We start from the raw sequence: 19,031 nt of genomic DNA, 5'->3' as shown, positions 1-19,031 counted from the left end.
CACCACCCACACCACCCCCCCCCCCCCCCACCCCCCCCCCCCCCCCCCCCCCCCCCCCCCCCCCCCCCCCCCCCCCCCCCCCCCCCCCCCCCCCCGCCCCTGTGTGTGCCGGGCCTCAGGCCTTGGTGCGCGCCGAGTTGTAGAGCTTGGCGGTCAGCTGCTCCAGCTCGGGCCGCGGTACGGACACCTGGCCCGTGACGCTGCCGGCCAGGTCCATCAGGTTGGTCGAGCCGACCGTGGAGAAGTCGGCCCACGCGCAGGTGAAGAACTCCATGGACTTGGGGCCGGGCTGCGTGGACTCCTTCGTGCTGGTCATCTTGACCTTCGCGCACTTCATGAGCGCGCCCTCGAAGCCGGAGGGCGTCACGCTCTCCGGGCCCTCGACGACCTCGTACTTCAGGCCCATCGACTCGAGCTGCTTGTTGTCCTTGCCCAGATTGTCGAAGAAGCTGTCGAGCGTCTTCTCGGGGTCGGCGACCTCGCCGTACAGGCCGCTGAACGAGAGCTGCTTGCCCTTGAGCGGCTCCGTGTTGTCCTTGTACTGGGCGTTGTGCTGGGCGGCGTTCTTGATGCCCATGGCCTCGGCGCGGGTCTTCTGCTCGTCCTTGAGCGGGCCGTTGGTGTCCGGGCCCTGCGAAGGCACCTTCTTGTAGGCGTCGACGGTCTCGGGCGCGGCGATCTTGTAGCCCTTCGTGTCGTCGCTCACCGCGCCGTTGCCCGCACCGCCGGCGAACACGAAGTACGCGCCCACACCCAGCGCGGCGACCACGGCGACGCCGCCGATGATCAGACCCGTCTTCTTCTTCGGGGCGCCCGGCGGGGGCGGCGGGTAGGCGCCGGGACCCTGGCCGTACGGGGGCTGCTGGGGCGGCTGGCCGTAGGGGCCCGGCTGCTGGGGCTGGCCGTACGGGCCGGGCTGCTGGGGCTGCTGCGGGTAGCCGTACGGCGGCGGCTGCTGCGGGGGCACACCCTGGGGTGCCTGCTGCGGGTACCCGTAGCCGGGCTGCGGCGCTTGCGGCGGCTGGCCGTACGGGCCGGGCTGGCCCGGCTGACCGTACGGTCCGGGCTGCTGGGGCTGACCGCCGTACGGGCCCGGCTGGTTGTAGCTCATGGACAGGTTCCCCTCACAGGATGTCGACGCGTATCCGACATCCTCGCGGAAGCCCGGCCCCGGAGGGGCGGCGGGGGGCACACCGTTACGGAACAATCGAGTTTCAGGACAACCCCGTGGCACCCCTAAACTGACCCCGTGACCGAGAACACTCAGCAGCAGCCCGCAGCCACCCCCGAACTGCCGACCCAGTACGCGCCGGCCGAAGTAGAGGGGAAGCTGTACGAGCGCTGGGTGGAGCGCGGTTACTTCGAGGCCGACGCCAAGAGCGACAAGCCGCCGTACACCATCGTCATCCCGCCGCCGAACGTCACCGGTTCGCTCCACCTGGGCCACGCCTTCGAGCACACGCTGATCGACGCCCTCACCCGCCGCAAGCGGATGCAGGGCTACGAGACGCTGTGGCAGCCGGGTATGGACCACGCCGGTATCGCGACCCAGAACGTCGTCGAGCGCGAGCTGGCCAAGGAGGGCAAGTCCCGCCACGACCTGGGCCGTGAGGCGTTCGTCGAGCGGGTCTGGCAGTGGAAGGCGGAGTCCGGCGGCCAGATCTCCGGCCAGATGAAGCGCCTGGGCGACGGCGTCGCCTGGTCGCGCGAGCGCTTCACCATGGACGAGGGCCTGTCCCAGGCCGTCCAGACCATCTTCAAGAAGCTCTACGACGACGAGCTGATCTACCGCGCCGAGCGCATCATCAACTGGTGCCCGCGCTGTCTGACGGCCATCTCGGACATCGAGGTCGAGTACCAGGACGACGACGGCGAGCTCGTCTCCATCCGGTACGGCTCGGGAGACTCCGAGATCGTCGTCGCGACGACGCGAGCCGAGACGATGCTCGGTGACACGGCCGTCGCCGTCCACCCGGACGACGAGCGGTACAAGCACCTGGTCGGCACCGAGATCGAGCTGCCGCTGACCGGCCGCCGGATCCCGGTCGTCGCCGACGAGCACGTCGATCCCGAGTTCGGCACCGGCGCCGTCAAGGTGACGCCCGCCCACGACCCGAACGACTTCGAGATCGGCCAGCGGCACAACCTGCCGAGCATCGCCGTCATGGACGAGCACGCCGTCATCACCGTCCACGGCCCCTTCCAGGGTCTGGACCGTCTCGAGGCCCGCTCCGCCATCGTCGGCGCGCTGCGCGCCGAGGGCCGGATCGTCGCCGAGAAGCGTCCGTACGCCCACTCCGTCGGCCACTGCTCGCGGTGCAAGACCACCATCGAGCCGCGCCTGTCGATGCAGTGGTGGGTCAAGGTCGGCCCGCTCGCCCAGGCCGCCGGTGACGCGGTCCGCGACGGAAAGGTCAAGATCCACCCCCAGGAGATGGAGAAGCGGTACTTCGACTGGGTCGACAACCTGCACGACTGGTGCATCTCGCGCCAGCTGTGGTGGGGCCACCGCATCCCCGTCTGGTACGGCCCGAACGGCGAGGTCGTCTGCGTCGGACCGGACGACGAGGCGCCGACCGGCGAGGGCTGGCACCAGGACACGGACGTCCTGGACACCTGGTTCTCGTCCGGCCTGTGGCCGTTCTCCACGCTCGGCTGGCCGGAGCGGACCGACAGCCTCGCGAAGTTCTACCCGAACTCCGTCCTGGTCACCGGCTACGACATCCTCTTCTTCTGGGTCGCCCGGATGATGATGTTCGGCCTGTACGCGATGGACGGCACCCCGCCGTTCCACACCATCGCCCTGCACGGCATGGTCCGCGACCAGTTCGGCAAGAAGATGTCGAAGTCCTTCGGCAACGCGGTCAACCCGCTGGACTGGATGGACGCGTACGGCTCGGACGCCGTCCGCTTCACCCTGGCCAACGGCGCCAACCCGGGTGTCGACGTCCCGATCGGCGAGGACTGGGTCAAGGCGTCCCGGAACTTCGCCAACAAGATCTGGAACGCCACGCGCTTCGCGCTGATGAACGGCGCGACGGTCGAGGGCCCGCTGCCGGACCCGTCGGAGATGACCGCGACGGACCGGTGGATCCTCTCGCGGCTCAACAAGACGGTCTCCGAGGCCGACGCCTTCTACGACGACTACCAGTTCGCCAAGCTCGCCGACGCGCTCTACCACTTCGCGTGGGACGAGGTCTTCGACTGGTACGTGGAGCTGTCGAAGACGACGTTCTTCGCGGGCGGCGAGCAGGCCAAGGTCTCCGGCCGGGTCCTCGGCGAGGTCCTGGACGTCATGCTGCGCCTGCTGCACCCGATCGTCCCGTTCGTCACCGAGACGCTCTGGACGACGCTCACCGGCAAGGAGTCCGTCGTCATCGCGGACTGGCCCACCGACTCCGGCTTCCGCGACGAGGCCGCCGAGAAGGAGATCGAGCTCGTCCAGCGGGTCGTCACCGAGGTCCGCCGGTTCCGCTCGGACCAGGGCCTGCAGCCCGGCCAGAAGGTTCCCGCCCGCCTGGAGCTCGACGGCACCGCGCTCGCCCCGCACGAGGCGGCCATCCGCCAGCTGCTGCGCCTGCAGCCGGAGGGCGAGGGCTTCTCCGCCACCGCCTCCCTGCCGGTCGCCGGTGCGACGGTCGCGCTCGACCTGTCCGGCACCATCGACGTGGCGGCGGAGCGCAAGCGCCTCGCCAAGGACCTCGCGGCCGCGGAGAAGGAGAAGGCCCAGGCCAACGGGAAGCTCGGCAACGAGGCGTTCCTGGCCAAGGCGCCGGACAACGTGGTGGAGAAGATCCGTACGCGGCTCGCCAAGGCGGACGAGGACATCGCCCGCATCCAGGCGCAGCTGGAGCGGCTGCCGCAGGCGTGAGCCCGGACGAGGGGGCCCGGAACCGATCGGTTCCGGGCCCCCTCGCGTTCACGGCCGTGCGTCGGGTCCGCGCCCCGCTCCCCGCGTGAGGGGCGCTCCTCCCGACAGGCTTCACCCTGTCCCGCCTCCCGCCCCCGGCGAGGCCCGGTCTCCCGCACCCGGCGGCACCCGGCCCTCGCGGCGGTGGCCCGAAAGTTCCGAAAGGGGTGGGTCCATGGTCCTGTCGGTCCCCCTCCGTAGACTGGGCCCGTGAGTGAGCCCAGCGACCAGTTCGACGCGTCCGACCCGTCCGACCCGTTCGACGAGATCGTCGATGCAGAGACCGACCGTGACCCCGACCTGGCGGTGATCGAGGCCGGCAGCCGCACCCTGCGCGCGCAGGCCGGTCCGCCCCAGGGCGACCCCGTGCCCGCCCGGCCCGCCGACCCGGAGGTGGACAAGGCGCTGCGCCAGGTCGAGACCGAGCTGGCGACCCGCTGGGGGGAGACCAAGCTGGAGCCCTCGGTGACGCGGATCGCGGCGCTGATGGACGTGCTCGGCGAGCCCCAGCGCGCGTACCCCTCGATCCACATCACGGGCACGAACGGCAAGACGTCCACGGCCCGCATCATCGAGGCCCTGCTCACCGCGTTCGACCTGCGCACCGGGCGGTACACCTCGCCGCACGTGCAGACGATCACCGAGCGGATCAGCCTGGACGGCGCCCCGATCTCTGCCGAGCGGTTCATCGAGACGTACGAGGACATCAAGCCGTACGTCGAGCTGGTCGACGCCCGCGAGGAGTTCCGGCTCTCCTTCTTCGAGGTCCTCACCGGTATGGCGTACGCGGCCTTCGCCGACGCGCCGGTGGACGTGGCGGTCGTCGAGGTCGGCATGGGCGGTACGTGGGACGCGACGAACGTCATCGACGCCCAGGTCGCTGTCGTCACCCCGATCGACCTCGACCACACCGACCGCCTCGGCGACACGACCGCGGCGATCGCGGGCGAGAAGTCCGGGATCATCAAGCAGGGCGCGACGGTCGTCCTCGCCCAGCAGCCGGTGGACGCGGCGCAGGTCATGCTGAAGAAGGCCGTCGGGGTCGACGCGACGGTTGCCCGCGAGGGCATGGAGTTCGGCATCGTCTCCCGCGAGGTCGCCGTCGGCGGCCAGCTGCTCACCCTGCGCGGACTCGGCGGCGAGTACGAGGACGTCTTCCTGCCGCTGTACGGCGCGCACCAGGCGCACAACGCGGCGGTCGCCCTCGCGGCGGTCGAGGCGTTCTTCGGCATCGGCGCGGAGCACGCCCGGACCCTGGACATCGACACGGTGCGCCGCGCCTTCGCCTCGGTGGCCTCCCCGGGGCGCCTGGAGGTCGTCCGCAGTTCCCCGACGGTGATCCTGGACGCGGCGCACAACCCGCACGGCGCGCGGGCGACGGCCGACGGCATCAGCGAGTCGTTCGGCTTCTCGCGGCTCATCGGCGTCGTCTCCACCAGCTCCGACAAGGACGCGAAGGGGCTCCTGGAAGCCTTCGAGCCGATCTTCGCCGAGGTCGTCGTCACGGCGAACTCCAGCCCTCGCGCGACGGACGTCGACGCCCTCGCGGCGATCGCCGTGGAGGTCTTCGGCGACGACCGGGTGGTCGTCGAGCCGCGTCTGGACGACGCCATCGAGGCGGCGATCACGCTCGCGGAGGAAGAGGACGAGTACGCGGGTGCGGGCGTCCTGGTGACCGGTTCGATCTTCACGGTCGGGGATGCCCGGCTGCTCCTCGGAAGGCGCTGAATCCGATGCGTACGCTCTGTGCCTCGACGCTGATCGGCGAGTTCTTCGTGATCGGGTTCGCGGGGCTCGTCGCCATGAAGGACGCCAGCCTGTCGATGTCCGCCGTCTGGTGGGTCTGCGGCATCGCGATGCTGGTGTCGGTGCTGCTGTGCGGGACGATCACCCGCCCGGGCGGGCTGCAGTTCGGCTGGGCGCTGCAGATCGCCCTCGTCGCGAGCGGCTTCGTGGTGCCGGTGATGTTCTTCCTGGGGGCGACCTTCGCGGTGCTGTGGTGGGCCTCGATCCACTACGGCCGCAAGATCGACGAGGCGAAGGCCCGCTGGGCCGCGCAGACCGAGGCGGGAGCGGAGGCGTGAGCGCGGACGGGTGACGCCCTTTCCGCGCTCCTGAGGGCCTGACGCTGCGTAATCGGCGGCCGTGGGCGCCCTGTAGCCTCTGAGTCCCGCACACCGTATTGAAGGAGTCTCTACCGTGAGCCAGCGCACGCTCGTCCTGCTCAAGCCCGACGCCGTCCGCCGTGGCCTGATCGGCGAGATCATCGGCCGTATCGAGCGCAAGGCGGGCTGGACCATCGCCGCGCTCGAACTGCGTGAGCTGAGCCAGGACACGCTGGAGCAGCACTACGGCGAGCACAAGGGCAAGCCGTTCTACGAGCCGCTCATGGGCTTCATGCAGTCCGGCCCCGTCGTCGCCCTGGTCGTCGAGGGCGAGCGGGTCATCGAGGGTCTGCGGACCCTCGCCGGCCCGACCGACCCGATCGCCGCCGCCCCCGGTTCCATTCGCGGGGATTTCGGCACCATCGTCCGCGAGAACCTCATCCACGCCTCGGACTCCGAGGAGTCCGCCATTCGGGAACTGAAGCTTTTCTTCCCTGGGCTGGCGTGACCCGCGGCTGACCCCGTGTCAGCCATACACCGCAACAAGCTGGGGCGACCGAAGGAATTTCGGTCGCCCCCGGGCATATGAATGGCACAACCGGGAACGCATCGCAGGGTCCTACCGTCACCTATACAGAGGTGGACCACCGCGCGGTATCCCGGTAGGCGGCACTACGATGGAAAACTCCACGCCGCAGCACCGGAAACACCCACCACCTCGCCGACCTGAGAAGCCGTCAACGCTCCAATTGGGAAGGCCCGACGCATCCTCATGGGAAACAAGGGGAACTCAATGTCGTTCATCGGCCGTGACATGGCTGTCGACCTCGGGACCGCCAACACGCTGGTGTACGTCAGGGGTCGAGGCATCGTTCTGAACGAGCCGTCCGTCGTCGCGATCAACACCAACACCGGCGGTATCCTCGCGGTCGGCTCCGAGGCGAAGAAGATGATCGGCCGGACGCCCGGCAACATCGTCGCCGTCCGGCCGCTGAAGGACGGTGTGATCGCCGACTTCGAGATCACCGAGCGCATGCTCCGCTACTTCATCCTCAAGATCCACAAGCGCCGCTACCTGGCCCGCCCCCGGGTCGTCGTGTGTGTGCCCTCCGGTATCACCGGAGTGGAGCGCCGCGCCGTCATCGAGGCGTCCACCCAGGCCGGCGCCCGACAGGTGCACATCATCGAGGAACCGATGGCCGCGGCCATCGGCGCGGGCCTTCCGGTCCACGAGGCGACCGGCAACATGGTCGTCGACATCGGTGGCGGCACCACAGAGGTCGCCGTGATCTCGCTCGGCGGAATCGTCACGGCACAGTCGATCCGGGTGGCCGGCGACGAGCTCGACAACGCGATCATCCAGCACATCAAGAAGGAGTACTCGCTCCTCCTCGGTGAGCGCACCGCCGAGCAGATCAAGATCACCATCGGCTCGGCGTACGACCTCGACAAGGACGAGCACACCGAGATCCGTGGCCGTGACCTGGTCTCCGGTCTGCCCAAGACCGTGGTCATCTCGGCCGCAGAGGTGCGCAAGGCCATCGAGGAGCCCGTCAACGCGATCGTCGACGCCGTGAAGACGACGCTCGACAAGTGTCCGCCCGAGCTGTCCGGTGACGTGATGGACCGCGGCATCGTTCTCACGGGTGGAGGCGCGCTGCTGCGTGGCCTGGACGAGCGGCTGCGCCGCGAGACCGGGATGCCGATCCACATCGCCGAGGACCCGCTGGACTCCGTGGCGCTGGGCTCGGGCAAGTGCGTGGAGGAGTTCGAGGCCCTGCAGCAGGTCCTCGACGCCCAGCCCCGCCGGTAACGGATCGACGTCGATCGTCCCCCTGGGCCCTGCGGCCCGGGGGGACCCCCGTACGGGTGGTAAGAACCCCCGTACAGCCGATCGTTGACAGCACGACACACACCGCACGGAACGACGAAAGGCACGGCCGCCGCACGTGAGGGACACACGAGAGAGCCGGCTGCTCCTGGTACTGCTGGTCGCCATCGCGTTCGCTCTGATCACCGTGGACATCCGCGGTGGTCAGGAGTCGCCGGTCGACGGCGCCCGGCAGGCCGCCGCCGCGGTCTTCGGCCCGGTGGAGAACGGTGTCGCCGCGGCCGTCGACCCCATCGGCAACGCCATAGGAGCCGTACGCGAGTCCGGCGAGCGGCACACCCGGATCGCCGCGCTGGAGCGCGAGAACGCCGCTCTCAAGGCCAAGCTCGGCAGCGACGACCGCAACCGCAGCCGCCTGCGGGAGCTCGACACCCTGCTCAAGACGGCCGGCGCCGGCCAGTACGGCATCAAGGCCGCCCAGGTCGTCGCCATAGGAGCGGCGCAGGGCTTCTCCTGGACCGTCACCATCGACGCGGGCGCCAACGACGGCATCCAGCGCGACATGACCGTGCTCAACGGCGCCGGCCTCGTCGGCCGCGTGACCACCGTCGGGCCCTCCACCTCGACCGTGCTCCTCGCCGGTGACCCCGACTTCACCGTCGGCACCCGCATGGAGAAGTCGGACGAACTCGGGTTCGCCACCGGCCAGGGCAACGGTCCGCTCCTCGTCCAGCTCCTCAACGGCAAGGCGAAGGTGAAGGCCGGCGACCGGCTCGTCACCTTCGGCTCGCAGGCGAACAAGCCCTTCGTGCCCGGCGTGCCGGTCGGCGAGGTGGTCCGTGTGGACCCGCTGGGGGGCGGCCTCACCCGCAACGTCTACGTCCGCCCGTACGTCGCCTTCTCCAAGCTCGACATCGTCGGCGTCGTCGTCCAGGCCCCGCGCACGAACCCCCGCGACACGGTCCTGCCGCCCAAGCCCAAGCCCGCCCCGACGGTCACCGTCACGGTCACCCCGCCGCCGCCACCGGACGGCGAGCAGCAGCCGGCAGGGCAGCAAGCGGACGGACAGCAGCAACCGGCGGACGGCCGAGAGCCCGCACAGCAGCCGGAACAGGGGCAGAAGCCCGAGAACGAGCAGGGGGACTGAGGCATGAAGTTCAACAGGATCCTGCTCTCCAGCGCACTCGTCGTCGTCGCCCTGGTCATCCAGGTCTCCGTCCTCGCGCGCCTCCAGCTCCCCGGCGCCGTACCCGACCTGGTGCTGCTGACCGTCCTCGCCCTCGCCCTGGTGTACGGCCCCGTCAGCGGCTCCCTCATCGGCTTCGGGGCCGGCCTCCTGGCCGACCTCGCCCCGCCCGCCGACCACGCCGCCGGGCGCTACGCCCTCGTCCTGTGCGTCATCGGCTACCTGGCCGGACTCGCCCGCCCCGAGAACGGCCGGCTCAAGTCCGCCAGCGGCCCCATGGCCGTCGTCGTCGCCGCGGCGATCGGCTCCACCCTGCTGTACGCGGGGGTCGGCGCCCTCGTCGGCGACACCGCCGCCCGCCATGTCGGCCTCGGCTTCCTGCTGTTCACCGCGGCCCTCTACGACCTGCTCCTCGCGCCCTTCACCGTGCCGCTGATCATGGCGCTGGCCCGGCGCGCGGAGAACGACCCGCTCGCCGACACCTCCGGAAGCACCGACGTCGCCTCCGGCTGGCTCTCCTCCGGCACCGGCCTGCGGATCGGCACCCAGCGCGGCGGCCTGCTCGTCAAGGCCGCCCGCACCAGAGCCTCACGCGCCGGACGCATCAAGGGAGTCAAGCGACTGTGACCGAGGGGGCACCGGCAGCATGAGCAACATCCCGGAGACCGGACGGACCCCCCGGGTCCAGATCCGGCTCGTCATCATCCAGATCCTCGTCTTCTCCCTCCTGCTCACCCTCGGCGGGCGCCTCTGGTACCTCCAGATCCGCAACGGCAAGGAGTACGCCGACGAGGCCAAGAGCAACAACATCCAGCAGGTCGTCCAGCCCGCCGTCCGCGGCTCGATCCTCGACGCCCGCGGCGTCCCGCTCGCCGACAACGAGACCCGGCTCGTGGTCTCCGCCTCGCGCACCGACCTGATGAAGATGAAGGACGACGGCAAGGCCGTCCTCACCCGGCTGGCCGGCGTCCTGGGCATGAAGCCCCAGGACGTCATGAACAAGATCCGGCTCTGCGACTCCGAGACCCCCAAGCCCTGCTGGAACGGTTCCCCCTTCCAGCCGATCCCGGTCACCGACAAGGCCACGACCCAGCAGGCGCTGACGATCCGGGAGGCCGCCGAGGACTTCCCCGGCATCACCGCCGAACTCGCCGCCGTACGCCGCTACCCGGCGCCCGGCAAGGCGCGCACCGCGCAGGTGCTCGGCTACCTCTCGCCCGTCACCGACGAGGAGATCGAGAAGGCGAAGGACACCGACTCGCCGTTCCTCCGCTCCGACCAGGTCGGCCGCTCCGGCATCGAACGCACCTACGACAAGGCGCTGCGCGGCAAGGCCGGCGTCACCCGCTACGAGGTCGACAACCTCGGCCGCGTCATGGGCCAGGCGAAGTCCGACCCGGGCGTGCCCGGCTCCACCCTCGTCACCAGCATCGACGCACGGGTCCAGTCCGTCGCCGAGTACGAACTGCACGCCGCGATGGAGACCGTACGGAAGGAGACCGACAAGATCACCGGTCGCCCGTACGAGGCCGACGCGGGCGCCGTCGTGGTCATGGAGTCCAAGACCGGCCGGGTCGTCGCGATGGCCTCCCAGCCCGACTACGACCCCAACGCCTGGATCGGCGGCATCTCCGCCAAGGACTACGCCCGGCTCACCGACAAGGGCTCCAACTACCCGCTGCTCAACCGGGCCATCCAGGGCCAGGCACCGGCCGGCTCCGTCTTCAAGGTGGTGTCCGCGAGCGCCGCCGTGCGCGCCGGCTACCCCTTCAACGACCGCTACAACTGCAGCAGCTCGTACAGCATGGGCAACCGCAGCTTCGCGAACTTCGAGTCCAAGGGACACGGCCCCATCACCCTCGGGGACGCCCTCAAGTTCTCCTGCAACACCGTCTTCTACCGCCTCGGCCACCAGGAGTGGAACCGTGACGGTGGGATAAAGCCGAAGAAGGACGCCAACGACTGGTTCTACCGGACCGCCCGGGACTACGGATTCGGCTCCGAGACCGGCATCGACCTGCCGAACGAGGTCACCGGCCGGATCCCGGACCGCCAGTGGAAGCAGAGCTTCTGGGCGGCCAACAAGGACTCCTGGTGCAAGCAGGGCAAGAAGGGCGGCACGTACGTCGAGCAGATCGCGTACGAGAGCTGCCTGGAGGGCAACCAGCTGAAGGCGTTCGACAGCATCAACTTCGCCATCGGGCAGGGCGACGTCCTCATCACCCCCGTCCAGCTGGCCACCGCCTACGCCGCCATCAGCAACGGCGGCACCCTCTACAACCCCACCGTCGGCAAGGCCGTGATCAGCCCCGACGGCAAGAGGATCCAGGAGATCAAGCCCAAGGCCCACGGCAGGCTGCCGGTCGACGCGCAGACGATCAGCGACCTCGACAAGGGCCTGCGCTCCGTCGTCGAGCCCGGCGGCACCGCCGCCTGGCGGTTCGGCGGCTGGCCCCAGGACAAGATCCCGATGCGGGCCAAGACGGGCACCGCCCAGGTCTACGGCAAGCAGACCACGTCCTGGTTCGCGACCTACACCGACGACTACACGATCGTCATGACGATCTCCCAGGGTGGTACCGGCTCCGGCGCCTCCGGCCCCGCGGTGCGCAACATCTACGACGCGCTCTACGGCCTCGACGACGAGGGCAACCAGGACCTCAAGCGGGCCCTGCTGCCCAAGCCGCAGCAGGCGCTGCCCAAGATCCAGCCCGACGGCTCCATCGACGCGCCGGAGGTCAAGCCGTACGACCCGAAGTCGCAGCTGGTCGACCCGAACAAGAAGAGGGAAGGCGGGCAGGAGCCACTCGCGGGCCCGCCGCCCGTCTGGAGGGACTGACCGATGACCGCCCCGCACGGCTTCTCCGTCTCGCGGTACGCCCCGGAGCGCGGCCCGCTCGCGAAGCTCACCGCCCGTGACTCGGTGCTGCGCCGGCTCGACTGGCCGATGCTGCTCTCCGCGCTCGCCCTGTCCTTCCTCGGCACGCTCCTCGTGTGGTCCGCGACCCGCAACCGCACCGAGCTCAACGGCGGCGACCCGTACGCCTTCCTGTTCCGGCACTCGCTCAACACCGGCATCGGCCTCGTCCTGATGATCGGCACGATCTGGCTCGGCCACCGCACCCTGCGCGGCGCGGTGCCGGTCCTCTACGGCATCTCGATCCTGCTGATCCTCGCCGTCCTCACCCCGCTCGGCGCCACCATCAACGGTGCCCACGCGTGGATCCAGCTCGGCGGCGGCTTCTCGCTCCAGCCCAGCGAGTTCGTGAAGATCACCATCATCCTGATCATGGCGGTGCTGCTGGCCGCCAAGGTCGACGCGGGCGACCAGGTGCACCCCGACCACCGCACGGTCGCCAAGGCGCTCCTCCTCGCCGCGCTGCCCATGGCCATCGTCATGCTGATGCCGGACCTCGGCTCGGTCATGGTGATGGGGATCATCGTGCTCGGCGTCCTGCTCGCCTCCGGCGCCTCCAACCGCTGGGTCCTCGGCCTCATCGGCGCCGGCGTGGTGGGCGCGGTCCTGGTCACCGTGCTCGGGCTGCTCGACGAGTACCAGCTCAACCGCTTCGCCGCCTTCGCCAATCCCGAGCTCGACCCGGCCGGCGTCGGCTACAACACCAACCAGGCGCGCATCGCCATCGGCTCCGGCGGCCTGTACGGCGCGGGGCTCTTCAACGGCCACCAGACCAGCGGCCAGTTCGTGCCCGAACAGCAGACCGACTTCATCTTCAGCGTCGCCGGCGAGGAGCTCGGCTTCCTCGGCGGCGGACTGATCATCCTGCTGCTCGGCGTGGTCCTGTGGCGGGCCTGCCGGATCGCCCGGGAGACCACGGAGCTCTACGGCACGATCGTCGCGGCCGGGATCATCGCCTGGTTCGCCTTCCAGTCCTTCGAGAACATCGGCATGGCGCTGGGCATCATGCCCGTGGCCGGCCTCCCCCTGCCGTTCGTCTCGTACGGCGGCTCGTCGATGTTCGCGGTGTGGGTGGCGATCGGACTGCTCCAGTCCATCAAGGTGCAACGCCCGATGACGGCGTGACCGCATGGACCGGCCCTCCTCGGGCAACTAGATTCGAATGATGGCGGAGACGAAGCGCGAGATCGAGCGGAAGTACGAAGCCACCGAGCGGACGGGACTCCCGGACCTCACCGGGGTCCCGGGCGTCTCGGCGGTCGTCGACCGGGGCGTCGCCGCGCTCGACGCCGTCTACTACGACACGGCCGACCTGCGTCTGGCGGCGGACTCCCTGACCCTGCGCCGCCGCACCGGCGGCGAGGACGCGGGCTGGCACCTCAAGTTCCCCGTCGCCGTCGGGATCCGCGACGAGCTCAGAGCCCCGCTCGCCGACACCCTTCCGGAGGAACTGGGCCGACTCCTGCGCTCCCGGGTCCGTGAGGAGGAGGTCGTCCCCGTCGTCCGTCTCCGCTCCTCCCGGGACGTCCGCCACCTCATGGACGAGGAGGGCGCCCTGCTGGCGGAGGTGTCGGTCGACACGGTCCACGCCGAGCGCCTGACCGGGGCCGGCGGAGCGGCCTCCTGGACCGAGATCGAGGTCGAACTGGCGGACGATGCCGACCCCGCCGTCCTGGACGCCGTCGAGAAGCGCCTGAAGAAGGCGGGAGTACGGCCCTCCTCGTCGGTCTCGAAACTGGCGAAGGCCCTGGAGCAGACGGCGGAGAAGGAGGACGAGCGTCCGGCCGCCGCGCGACGGCGGCCCGACGAGGACACCGCCGGCGGACGCGTCCTCGCCTACGTACGCGAACAGATCGCCACGATCGTCGCCCTCGACCCCGCCGTCCGCCGCGACCTGCCCGACTCCCTGCACCGGATGCGCGTCGCCACCCGCCGCCTCCGCAGCGCCTTCAAGACGTTCCGCAAGGTCCTCGACCGCGCCGTCACCGACCCCGTCGGCGAGGAGCTCAAATGGCTCGCCGGCGAACTCGGCGTCGCCCGTGACCACGAAGTCCTCATGGCCCGGCTCGACGCCCGCATCGACGAGGTCCCCGACGTCCTGCTCCTCGGCCCCGTCCGCGCCCGGCTCCGAGCCGACTCCGTCTCCCGCGGCGACGAAGCCCGCACCAGGGCCCTCGCCGCCCTCGACTCCGACCGCCACCTGGCGCTCCTGAACGCCCTCGACGCCCTGCTCGCCGACCCGCCCCTGCGCAAGGCGGCCGCCGAGGCCCCGGAGCGGGTGCTCGCCCGGGCCGTCCTCAAGGACTACGACCGCCTCGCCCGCCGCGTCGAGCACGCCCTCGCCCTGGCCCCCGGCCACGACCGCGACGTCGCGATGCACGAGGCCCGCAAGGCCGCCAAGCGCGCCCGCTACGCCGCCGACGCCGCCACACCCGCCCTCGGCAAGCCCGCCAAACGGTTCGCCCGCCGTGTGAAGGCCGTCCAGCGCATCCTCGGCGACCACCAGGACAGCGTCGTCGCCCGTGACGCCCTGCGCGTCCTCGGGGTTCGTGCCCACGCGGCGGGGGAGTCCGCCTTCACCTGGGGACTTCTCCACGGCCGCGAGGAGGCCACCGCCGCGGCACGGGAACGCGAGCTGCCCGCCGCCTGGGAGGCGGCGTCCGCGCCGAGAACGAGGGCGAAATTGACCCGCTGAGCACCGGGTACGCTTGAGAGTCGCCCCCTGCCAGCTCACGAAGGTTCGAGATGTCTGCTGCCGAGTCTGTCTTCCCGCAGCTCGAAGCTCTGCTCCCGCACGTGCAGAAGCCGATTCAGTACGTCGGTGGAGAGCTGAACTCCACGGTCAAGCCGTGGGAGTCCGCCGACGTCCGCTGGGCGCTGATGTACCCGGACGCGTACGAGGTCGGTCTGCCCAACCAGGGCGTCATGATCCTCTACGAGGTGCTGAACGAGCGCGAGGGCGTCCTCGCCGAGCGCACGTACAGCGTGTGGCCGGACCTCGAGGAGCTGATGCGGGAGCACGGCGTTCCGCAGTTCACCGTGGACAGCCACCGTCCCGTCGGCGCCTTCGACGTCTTCGGCCTGAGCTTCTCCACCGAGCTCGGCTACACCAACATGCTCACGGCCCTCGACCTGGCGGGCATCCCGCTGGAGTCCAAGGACCGCACCGTCGACCACCCGATCGTGCTCGCCGGCGGCCACGCGGCCTTCAACCCCGAGCCGATCGCGGACTTCATCGACGCGGCGATCATCGGCGACGGCGAGCAGGCCGTGCTCGACATGACCGAGATCATCCGCGGCTGGAAGGCCGAGGGCCGCCCCGGCGGCCGCGAGGAGGTCCTCCTCCGGCTGGCGAAGACCGGCTCGGTCTACATCCCCGGCTTCTACGACGTCGAGTACCTGCCGGACGGCCGGATCGCCCGTGTGGTGCCGAACCGCTCCGGCGTGCCGTGGCGCGTGTCCAAGCACACCGTCATGGACCTCGACGAGTGGCCCTACCCCAAGCAGCCGCTGGTCCCGCTCGCCGAGACGGTCCACGAGCGGATGTCCGTCGAGATCTTCCGCGGCTGCACCCGCGGCTGCCGTTTCTGCCAGGCCGGCATGATCACGCGCCCCGTGCGGGAGCGAAGCATCACCGGCATCGGCGAGATGGTCGAGAAGGGTCTCAAGGCGACCGGCTTCGAGGAGGTCGGTCTCCTCTCGCTGTCCTCGGCCGACCACAGCGAGATCGGTGACATCGCGAAGGGCCTCGCCGACCGGTACGAGGAGGACAAGGTCGGCCTGTCCCTCCCCTCGACCCGCGTCGACGCCTTCAACGTGGACCTCGCCAACGAGCTGACGAGGAACGGCCGCCGGTCCGGTCTCACCTTCGCCCCCGAGGGCGGCTCCGAGCGCATGCGCAAGGTCATCAACAAGATGGTCTCGGAGGAGGACCTGATCCGGACCGTCTCCACGGCGTACGGCAACGGCTGGCGCCAGGTGAAGCTGTACTTCATGTGCGGCCTGCCGACGGAGACGGACGAGGACGTCCTCCAGATCGGCGACATGGCGGTCAAGGTCATCGCCGAGGGCCGCAAGGTCTCCGGCCAGAACGACATCCGCTGCACGGTCTCCATCGGTGGCTTCGTGCCCAAGCCGCACACGCCGTTCCAGTGGGCCCCGCAGCTCTCCGCCGAGGAGACGGACGCCCGCCTGGAGAAGCTCCGGGACAAGATCCGCGGCGACAAGAAGTACGGCCGCTCGATCGGCTTCCGGTACCACGACGGCAAGCCCGGCATCGTCGAGGGCCTCCTCTCGCGCGGCGACCGCCGCGTCGGCGCCGTCATCCGCGCGGTGTACGAGGACGGCGGCCGCTTCGACGGCTGGCGCGAGCACTTCTCGTACGACCGCTGGATGGCGTGCGCCGAGAAGACACTGCCCGAGCGGGGCGTCGACGTCGACTGGTACACCACGCGCGAGCGCACCTACGAGGAGGTCCTGCCCTGGGACCACCTGGACTCCGGTCTCGACAAGGACTGGCTCTGGGAGGACTGGCAGGACGCGCTCGACGAGACCGAGGTCGAGGACTGCCGCTGGACGCCGTGCTTCGACTGCGGTGTCTGCCCGCAGATGGACACGCACATCCAGATCGGCCCCACGGGCAAGAAGCTGCTGCCGCTGACGGTCGTCAAGTAGCCGGCGAACAGGCCATTCGGGTCACACTCGGGCGACGGTCCGGTGCGAGGGGAAACCCTTCACCGGGCCGTCGCGTCATTCCGGGCATGAGCATGGAGAAGGCACAGCCCCGCCCGCCCGAGCCGGAGGGCTGCCTGACGGCGTTCGTCAGGATTCCGGTCCGCGTCGTGGTGCTCGTCGTCGTCGTACCCGTCCGGATGGTGTGGGACGTGCTGGTGGTCTGCGCGCGGGCCGTCGACCGGGCACTTCTGCGTCCCCTCGGCCGTGCCCTGGGCTGGATCGGCACCCAGCTCCTCGCCCCGCTGTTCCGAGGCGTGGCGACGGTCGCGCTCTGGGTCGCCAAGGCCCTGTTCGTCTGGCCGTGGGTCGCCCTGTGGCGGTACGTGCTCGCGCCGGTCGGCCGGTACGGGATCGCGATCCCCTCCGCATGGCTCTACCGCCAGGTCCTCACTCCACTGGGCCACGGGATCGCCCTGATCCTCCACTGGGTGGGCCTGGCGCTGTTCGTGTGGCCGTGGGTCGCCCTGTGGCGGTACGTGCTCGCGCCGGTCGGCCGGTACGGGATCGGCGTCCCGGCCGCCTGGCTGTACCGGGCCGTCCTCACCCCGCTCGGCAGGGGGCTCGTGCTCCTGACCCTCGGTCTGTGGCGGTACGGCATCGCCATCCCGGCCGCCTGGCTGTACCGGGCCGTCCTCACCCCGCTCGGACACGCCCTTGTCCGGCTCGGCAAGGCCCTGTTCGTGTGGCCGTGGGTCGCCTTGTGGCGGTACGTGGTGGTGCCGGTCGTCCGGTACGGGATCGTGGTCCCTCTCGGATGGCTCTGGCGGTGCGTCCTCGCGCCCCTCGGGCGGGAGATCGCGGACGCGTTCCGGGTCTGCTGGCGGGTCGCCGGACACCTCTCCCGCGCGGTCGGCCGGGCCCTCGCGTGGATGGCCCGGAACCTGGTCGGACGGCCCGTGACCTGGTTCTATCGCGGAGTGTGCACCCCCGTCGGGCACTGGGTCCGGGACAGCGTCTGGACCCCCGCCCGCACGGCCGCCGTCGCGGCGCGACGCGCCGCCCGTGGCGCGCTCGCCTCAGCCCGCGCGACCGTGCGACAGGCCCGCCGCGACGCCTGGCACGCGCTGGTCGGAGGACCCCGGGTGACCGAGCCTGGGGAACCGGTGGTGGCCTCTACGCGTACTCTGGGTAGTACAACAACCGCCTCCGGCGCGGCGCCCGCACCCGAGATCTCCCTGCGAAAGCGGGGGTGAGCCGGTCGGGACCCCCAGGGGCCACCCCGTATTTCGTGGGCGGCGCTCCCCGGCGCCCGCCCCGCACCGAGGAGAAGAACCACTGGGCAAGCGACAGCCCGAAGGCCCGCCGCCCGCACCGGCGGTGCAGCGCATCCGACTGCGCTACACCAAGCGCGGCCGCCTCCGGTTCACCAGCCACCGTGACTTCCAGCGCGCGTTCGAGCGGGCGCTGCGCCGCGCCGAGGTGCCCATGGCGTACTCGGCCGGATTCACCCCGCACCCCAAGGTGTCGTACGCCAACGCCGCCCCCACGGGTACGGGCTCCGAGGCCGAGTTCCTGGAGATCGCGCTCACCGAGGCGCGGGATCCGGAGAAGCTGCGGGTCCTGCTCGACGAGTCGCTCCCGGACGGCCTCGACATCACCGATGCCGTCGAGGCCCGGACCTCGGGACTCGCCGACCGGCTCACCGCCTCCGTGTGGGAGCTGCGGCTCGACGGCGTCACCGTCGAGGACGCGCAGAAGGCCGTCGCGGCCTTCCTCGCGGCCGAGACCGTGGAAGTGCAGCGAAAGACCAAGAACGGCATCCGCACCTTCGACGCGCGTTCGGCCGTCGCCGACCTCGTCGCGGAGCGTCCACCGGCCGACCCAGCGGGCCATCCCCAGGTTGATAGGCCGCTGGACAATGCCTGTGCGATACTGCGGCTGGTTGTTCGGCACGTGACACCTGCCGTGCGACCCGACGACGTCCTGTCCGGTCTCCGAGCTGTGGCCGACCTGGCGCCGCCGGTCCCCGCAGCGGTGACCAGGCTGGCGCAGGGGCTCTTCGACGAGGAGTCCGGCACGGTGACCGACCCGCTCGCGCCCGACCGCGAGGCAGTCACGGCCGCTCCACCCACGGCCGCCGCGACCGCCTCAGCGACGGCGCCGGGTGCCGGTACCGCGTAGGGAGCGGTCGTTGTAGCGCAGCCCTGGCACTCGGGAGCCACCTGGGTCGGGCAGCGCACTGACCAGGAGACTTTCGCCAGGCCGTACGCACAAAGCGGACGGAACCGGCGAGCCAGACATCAGCTCCCGTGCGGCGCCCGCGCCCCGGACGGCGGCACCGCGCAGATTCGCGCGATCGTGCCGCCGGACCGGAACAAGGCGCGGCGCCCGGGAGCGTGACGGGAGAA

The 19,031-nt window shown here is 70.6% G+C and carries 14 protein-coding genes; 13 read left to right on the top strand and 1 reads right to left on the bottom strand.

Annotated elements, in window-relative coordinates; genetic code table 11:
- Positions 1-115: 115 nt before the first annotated feature.
- Positions 116-1,111 (bottom strand): hypothetical protein, encoded by a 996-nt coding sequence (locus tag ACZ4VW_RS14430; protein WP_467962037.1) that lies wholly within the window; start codon positions 1,109-1,111, stop codon positions 116-118.
- Positions 1,112-1,249: 138 nt separating this feature from the next.
- Here ACZ4VW_RS14430 and ACZ4VW_RS14425 point away from each other — a divergent pair, with 138 nt between their 5' ends.
- From ACZ4VW_RS14425 to ACZ4VW_RS14365, 13 genes are all read left to right on the top strand, one after another.
- Positions 1,250-3,871 (top strand): valine--tRNA ligase, encoded by a 2,622-nt coding sequence (locus tag ACZ4VW_RS14425; protein ID WP_467962035.1) that lies wholly within the window; start codon positions 1,250-1,252, stop codon positions 3,869-3,871.
- 249 nt (positions 3,872-4,120) lie between these two features.
- Positions 4,121-5,638: a bifunctional tetrahydrofolate synthase/dihydrofolate synthase gene (folC, locus tag ACZ4VW_RS14420; RefSeq protein ID WP_467962034.1), complete on the top strand. Its 1,518-nt coding sequence runs from the start codon at positions 4,121-4,123 to the stop codon at positions 5,636-5,638.
- Between the two features lie 5 nt (positions 5,639-5,643).
- Entirely contained in the window at positions 5,644-5,994 is a 351-nt protein-coding gene (locus tag ACZ4VW_RS14415; RefSeq protein WP_467962032.1) for a DUF4233 domain-containing protein, read from the top strand.
- A gap of 115 nt (positions 5,995-6,109) precedes the next feature.
- Positions 6,110-6,523, top strand: coding sequence for a nucleoside-diphosphate kinase (gene ndk / locus ACZ4VW_RS14410; RefSeq protein ID WP_355115800.1), 414 nt, complete (start codon positions 6,110-6,112; stop codon positions 6,521-6,523).
- Positions 6,524-6,808: 285 nt separating this feature from the next.
- Positions 6,809-7,828 (top strand): rod shape-determining protein, encoded by a 1,020-nt coding sequence (locus tag ACZ4VW_RS14405; RefSeq protein ID WP_215065773.1) that lies wholly within the window; start codon positions 6,809-6,811, stop codon positions 7,826-7,828.
- Positions 7,829-7,964: 136 nt separating this feature from the next.
- Positions 7,965-8,993 (top strand): rod shape-determining protein MreC, encoded by a 1,029-nt coding sequence (gene mreC / locus ACZ4VW_RS14400; RefSeq protein WP_467962029.1) that lies wholly within the window; start codon positions 7,965-7,967, stop codon positions 8,991-8,993.
- A 3-nt stretch (positions 8,994-8,996) separates the two neighbouring features.
- Positions 8,997-9,659, top strand: coding sequence for a rod shape-determining protein MreD (gene mreD / locus ACZ4VW_RS14395; protein WP_467962027.1), 663 nt, complete (start codon positions 8,997-8,999; stop codon positions 9,657-9,659).
- A gap of 19 nt (positions 9,660-9,678) precedes the next feature.
- Complete coding sequence (gene mrdA / locus ACZ4VW_RS14390; protein WP_467962025.1) at positions 9,679-11,871, top strand: penicillin-binding protein 2; 2,193 nt, start codon at positions 9,679-9,681, stop codon at positions 11,869-11,871.
- Between the two features lie 3 nt (positions 11,872-11,874).
- Positions 11,875-13,074, top strand: coding sequence for a rod shape-determining protein RodA (gene rodA, locus ACZ4VW_RS14385; protein WP_467962023.1), 1,200 nt, complete (start codon positions 11,875-11,877; stop codon positions 13,072-13,074).
- A 40-nt stretch (positions 13,075-13,114) separates the two neighbouring features.
- Entirely contained in the window at positions 13,115-14,644 is a 1,530-nt protein-coding gene (locus ACZ4VW_RS14380; protein WP_467962021.1) for a CYTH and CHAD domain-containing protein, read from the top strand.
- Between the two features lie 50 nt (positions 14,645-14,694).
- Positions 14,695-16,623, top strand: a complete 1,929-nt coding sequence (locus tag ACZ4VW_RS14375) for a TIGR03960 family B12-binding radical SAM protein (RefSeq protein ID WP_467962019.1) — start codon at positions 14,695-14,697, stop codon at positions 16,621-16,623.
- Positions 16,624-16,709: 86 nt separating this feature from the next.
- Positions 16,710-17,876, top strand: a complete 1,167-nt coding sequence (locus ACZ4VW_RS14370; protein ID WP_467962017.1) for a hypothetical protein — start codon at positions 16,710-16,712, stop codon at positions 17,874-17,876.
- A gap of 124 nt (positions 17,877-18,000) precedes the next feature.
- Positions 18,001-18,804 (top strand): TIGR03936 family radical SAM-associated protein, encoded by an 804-nt coding sequence (locus tag ACZ4VW_RS14365; RefSeq protein ID WP_467962015.1) that lies wholly within the window; start codon positions 18,001-18,003, stop codon positions 18,802-18,804.
- The last annotated feature ends 227 nt before the right edge of the window (positions 18,805-19,031 follow it).

The organism is Streptomyces sp. NPDC029139 (assembly GCF_055564335.1).
Note: the sequence above shows the minus strand (reverse complement) of the source record. Positions and strands in the feature narration are given on the sequence as shown.

Bases quoted from the DNA above. Each gene is read 5' to 3' on its own strand.
- ACZ4VW_RS14430 (WP_467962037.1), bottom strand. From the start codon at position 1,111: ATGAGCTACAACCAGCCGGGCCCGTACGGCGGTCAGCCCCAGCAGCCC.
- ACZ4VW_RS14415 (WP_467962032.1), top strand. From the start codon at position 5,644: ATGCGTACGCTCTGTGCCTCGACGCTGATCGGCGAGTTCTTCGTGATC.
- ACZ4VW_RS14405 (WP_215065773.1), top strand. From the start codon at position 6,809: ATGTCGTTCATCGGCCGTGACATGGCTGTCGACCTCGGGACCGCCAAC.
- mreD (WP_467962027.1), top strand. From the start codon at position 8,997: ATGAAGTTCAACAGGATCCTGCTCTCCAGCGCACTCGTCGTCGTCGCC.
- mrdA (WP_467962025.1), top strand. From the start codon at position 9,679: ATGAGCAACATCCCGGAGACCGGACGGACCCCCCGGGTCCAGATCCGG.
- rodA (WP_467962023.1), top strand. From the start codon at position 11,875: ATGACCGCCCCGCACGGCTTCTCCGTCTCGCGGTACGCCCCGGAGCGC.
- ACZ4VW_RS14380 (WP_467962021.1), top strand. From the start codon at position 13,115: ATGGCGGAGACGAAGCGCGAGATCGAGCGGAAGTACGAAGCCACCGAG.
- ACZ4VW_RS14375 (WP_467962019.1), top strand. From the start codon at position 14,695: ATGTCTGCTGCCGAGTCTGTCTTCCCGCAGCTCGAAGCTCTGCTCCCG.
- ACZ4VW_RS14370 (WP_467962017.1), top strand. From the start codon at position 16,710: ATGAGCATGGAGAAGGCACAGCCCCGCCCGCCCGAGCCGGAGGGCTGC.